The sequence below is a fragment of the Microbacterium sp. MPR-TSA4 genome (genome assembly GCF_058792815.1).
In genome coordinates this window covers 1-4,195 of the sequence record NZ_JBXAFF010000061.1, presented here as the reverse complement: position 1 = coordinate 4,195, position 4,195 = coordinate 1, and the positions used below count along the sequence as shown (strand labels likewise).

Annotated in this window: 2 protein-coding genes and 1 pseudogene; all 3 read left to right on the top strand. The window is 72.9% G+C overall.

Annotated features, from left to right (window positions below; all coding sequences use genetic code 11):
- Positions 1 to 724 (top strand): annotated as a pseudogene (locus tag AC1Q49_RS15110) (PKD domain-containing protein); the annotation flags it as partial.
- Positions 721 to 1,434 (top strand): CDP-alcohol phosphatidyltransferase family protein, encoded by a 714-nt coding sequence (locus tag AC1Q49_RS15105; protein WP_492493147.1) that lies wholly within the window; start codon positions 721 to 723, stop codon positions 1,432 to 1,434. The pseudogene AC1Q49_RS15110 and the gene AC1Q49_RS15105, both read left to right, overlap by 4 nt.
- Positions 1,435 to 1,565: 131 nt before the next feature.
- Positions 1,566 to 4,175 (top strand): right-handed parallel beta-helix repeat-containing protein, encoded by a 2,610-nt coding sequence (locus AC1Q49_RS15100; protein ID WP_492493145.1) that lies wholly within the window; start codon positions 1,566 to 1,568, stop codon positions 4,173 to 4,175.
- Positions 4,176 to 4,195: the final 20 nt, after the last annotated feature.

Genomic DNA, 4,195 nt, shown 5'->3' with positions numbered 1-4,195 from the left:
GGCCGGGACGTACACGGTGAAGCTGACGGTCACCGACGACAAGGACGCCACCGGCACCACGACCAACCCGGTGACCGTGACCGCGCCCGCCGCGGCCCCGTTCGCGGTGGATGCCTTCGAACGCACGTCGGGGACGGTCCTCGGGGCGGCGACCACCGGGGGGACCTGGACACAGACCTCCGGGACGGCCAACGTCGCGATCGACGCCGGCGCGGCGAAGCTGACGACGCAGGCCGCCGGGCAGACCCGTTCCGCCACGCTCAACGCGGCCACCTCGACGAGCACGGATCTGACGTTCGGCTTCTCGCTCTCCGCCGTCCCGACGGGCGCCCGGATGTACGTCTCGGCGCTCGGCCGGGTCGTAGGTTCCGACGACTACCGGGCCCGGTGGGTGATCGCGCCCGGCGGCGCCGTGCAGGCGCAGCTCGCGCGCGGCGGCACCGTGCTGGCGTCGCTGGATCTCCCGGGCTTCACCGTGAGCGCCGGCACGGTCTACAGCGTCCGGGTGCAGGTCGACGGCACCGGCACCACGGCGCTGCGCAGCAAGATCTGGCCGGCCGGGACGGCCGAGCCGGCGGCGTGGCAGCTGAGCACGACCGACACGACGGCCGCGCTGCAGACGGCCGGCTTCCCCGGCTTCACCACGTACGCGGGCACGGGCTTCACGGCCCTCCCGTCTGCGGTGCGGTTCGACGACTTCCAGGCGAAAGCCGTGACCCCGTGACGATCGCCCACGCCTACGCCCTGCTCGGTTCCGCGCAGAAGGGGCGGGGACGGGGCGCGCCCGCCTACTCGCTGTACGTCAACCGCCCCGTCGGGCGGGTGATCGCCGCCGGGGCGTACACGTGGGGGCTGTCGCCGAACCAGGTGACGGCGGTCAGCGCGGTCCTCACCTTCACGGGCGTGGCGCTGCTGGCGCTGGTCCCGCCGTCGACGGCCCTCGGCATCGGCGTCTGGCTGCTGCTGGCCGCAGGGTATGCGTGGGACAGCGCCGACGGGCAGGTCGCGCGCCTCCGGGGCGGAGGATCGCTCGCCGGGGAATGGCTCGACCACGTCGTGGATGCCGCGAAGCTCGTCTCGCTCCACGTCGCGGTGTCGATCGGCGCGTTCCGCTTCTTCGGCCTGCCGCTCGCGTGGACGCTGGTCCCGCTCGGGTTCGCGATCGTGGCGACGGTGACCTTCTTCGCCATGATCCTGAACGACCTGCTGCGCGCACGCTCGGGCGTGCCGCAAGCGGCGGAGGCCGGCGGCTCGTCGCCGCTGCGATCCGTTCTCGGGCTCCCCGTCGACTACGGCGTGTGGTGCCTCTCGTTCGTGCTGTGGGGGATGCCGCCGGTCTTCGCCGTCGTGTACTCGCTGCTCGCGATCGCCGCCGTGCTCTATCTGGTGGCCGCGCTGCCGGTGTGGTTCCGTCGCATGGGACAGCTCGGGTGAGCCCGCGACCGGCGGGGCGGCGTGAGAAGAGTCTCATAGTGCGTGGTCCGTCCACCGCGGGTTGTTAGGGTCGGTGTGACCCGCCGGTGTTTTCTGCCGCGGGCGGACTCTTGGGGAGAAAGAGACTCCTCATGCGTTCTTCGGCGACAGCCGTCTCCTTCCGCGCGCTGACGGCGATCGTCGCCGCCAGCGCGATCCTCTTCGGGGCCGTCCCCGCGGCGGCATCCGCGTCGCAGCCCGCCGCGGCATCCGGCCCGGAGCTCGTCGTGTCCGACACGATGGATCGTCGGGTCTCGGCAGGGCTGGGCGACGCTCCAGTCGGCGGCGCGTACCGGCTCTCCGACCCGCGCGCGTTCGCCGTCTCGGGCGGGACCGCCCAGGCCACGCTGCGCGTACCGGGGACGTCGGTGACCGCATCGCCGGCCGCCGTGTCGGCGGAGGACGTGTCGCAGTCGGTCGTCTTCACCGTGCCGCAGCTGCCCGCCTTCGGCCGCGGCGTCTATCTCAATCTGCAGTCGCGCACGACCGCCGCCGGGCGGTATCACGTGCAGGTCGTCGTGGATGCGAAGGGTGCGGCGCTGCTGGAGGTGCTGCGGGTGAACGGCCGTACGCAGACGGTGCTCGCCCGCACGACGCAGGTCCCTCGCGTCAGCGCGGGCTCACCGCTCACCGTGCAGACCAGTGTGCGCGGAACTGCGGCGGTCGCGATCGACGCCAGCGTGAGCGTCGCCGGCGTCGTCGTGCCGGTGTCGGCGATCGACGCGAGCTCGTCGCGCCAGGCGGGCGCGGGTGGCGTGGGCGTCGGAGCCTACCTCTCCAGCAGCTCCCCCGCGCAGGCGATCGTCTTCGACGACTACCGCGTGACGACGACCGCAGCCGCCGCGACGCCCAGCGCTCCCGCGACCCCCACCGCGGCGCCGACCCCGACCGCCACGCCGACGCCGACCCAGACCCCGACCGCCACGCCGACGCCGACTCCCGCCCCGACGCCGACGAGCGCGCCGCCCGCCTCCGTCCCCGCGACGACGGATGGCGCACCGGCCTGGGACGTCTCCGGCACGCGCCGCGTCCGCGGGGCCGCCCCCCTCGGCACCGTCGCGCCGCCCGCGCCCGCCGGCGCGATCTTCGTCGACTCACGCGCTCGCGCGGGCGGTGCGGGCACGGCCGCGGCGCCCCTCTCGACCGTGCAGGGCGCCGTCGACCGTGCGGCGGCCGGTGCCGTGATCGTCGTGCGCGGCGGCACCTACAACGAGAGCGTCACGGTCCCGGCCGGAAAGGGCGTCACGATCCAGTCCGCGCCGGGAGAGCAGGTGTGGCTCGATGGATCCCGCCTCGTCACGGGGTGGAAGAACGCCGACGGCGCCTGGTACGTGGACGGCTGGACCTCCGACTTCGACTCGAGCCCGACCTTCACCCGCGGCGCCGCCGACGGCACCGCGAGCGGCTGGCAATGGCTCAACTCCGCGCATCCGCTCGCCGCGCATCCCGACCAGGTCTGGATCGACGGTGCCGCCCTCGCGCAGGTCGGCAGCCGTGCGGCGCTCGCGCCGGGCACGTTCTACGTGGATGCCGCCGCGCGCCGTCTCTACATCGGATCCGCCCCGGACGGGCATCAGGTGCGCGCGTCGGTGCTGGCCAAGGCGCTGTCGGTGCGAGGCGAGGGCACGGTCGTGCGCGACATCGGCATCCGGCGCTACGCCACCTCGGTCTGGATGATGGGCACGGTCACGATCGAGGCGCCGCGGGCTGTTCTCGACAACGTCGTCGTGTACGACAACGCGACCACGGGTGTGTTCGTGGGGGCAAGCGATGCCACCCTGCACGGCGTGACGGTGGCGCGAAACGGCCTCATGGGGATCGGAGCGAACCTCGCCGACCGCCTGCGCGTCGACGACGTGCTCGCCGTCGAGAACAACGCCGAGCACTTCAACCAGGCCCCCGTGTCGGGCGGGATCAAGATCGCGAAGTCGCGCGGTGTCGACATCACCGACTCCGCGTTCCTGCGCAACGACGGTCCGGGGATCTGGACCGATCAGTCGGTCTACGACCTGACGGTGGCCTCCAGCGACCTCATCAGCAACCTCGGCCACGGCGCGTTCATCGAGCTCACCCAGAAGGTGGACGTCGTGGATGACCTCGTGGTCGGAAACGGCGGGAACGGGCTGAAGATCAACAACACCGGGGACGTCCTGATCTGGAACAACACGATCGTCGGCGGCAACCGCACCGTCAACATCGTGCAGGATCCGCGTGACGCCGCCGACCCGGCGGTGCCGGGCCACGACCCGCGACGCCCCTTCCCGGACCCCACGATGCCCTGGCTGATCCGTGACATCTCGATCGGCAACAACGTGATCGCCGGCAGCTCCGGCACGTGCACGCTGTGCGTCGAGGACTACTCGCACCGGTACGCCGCAAGCGACCTGAACATCCGCTCGGACGGCAACGTGTTCCAGCGGAACACGGCCTCACCGGCCGGCGCCCCGCAGCCCGCGTGGCTCGTCGTGTGGTCCCGCGGTGCGGCGAACGTGAATCCGTTCGTGTTCACCTCGCTGGACGCCTACCGCGTCGCCACCGGACAGGATCTCCATTCGCTCGCGATCGACGGCCGTCCCGTGACCGCGGCGGACGGCACCCTGCTCGGCGACGTGCCGGTGAACGGCCTCGCGCAGGCGCGACCCGCGCGTGCGGCCGCGCTGTGGACGGGCGCCCCGAACGGTGTCGGGGCGCGGATGCCGTGATCGGCGGCCGCGCCCGGGCC

Excerpts from the sequence above, each read along its gene's own strand:
- AC1Q49_RS15100 (WP_492493145.1), top strand. The coding sequence starts at position 1,566 with ATGCGTTCTTCGGCGACAGCCGTCTCCTTCCGCGCGCTGACGGCGATC.